The 201-nt window shown below is 60.2% G+C and carries 1 pseudogene; it reads right to left on the bottom strand.

Annotated features, from left to right (window positions below):
- Positions 1 to 201 (bottom strand): annotated as a pseudogene (locus FDX22_RS15945) (alpha,alpha-phosphotrehalase); the annotation flags it as partial.

The raw sequence follows: 201 nt of genomic DNA, 5'->3' as shown, positions 1-201 counted from the left end.
ATAACCGGCTCCGTTTTGCGCAGTGCGATCAGCCTCTGATAGGCATAGAACACTGAGTCGGCATCGCTCAGCGCAGCCGCCACGTTGATCTCCGCCGCGTTGTCACACAGATTGATCCATGGCTCGCCCTCGGTAAAGCCCGCGTGTTGGCTGGCATCCCACTGCATCGGCGTGCGGCTGTTATCGCGGGATTTACTGGCG

This window comes from Citrobacter sp. TBCS-14 (assembly GCF_005280805.1).
Lineage (GTDB): Bacteria > Pseudomonadota > Gammaproteobacteria > Enterobacterales > Enterobacteriaceae > Citrobacter > Citrobacter gillenii.
The sequence above is the reverse complement of the archived record's forward strand: the minus strand, read 5'-3'. Positions and strand labels throughout refer to the sequence as shown.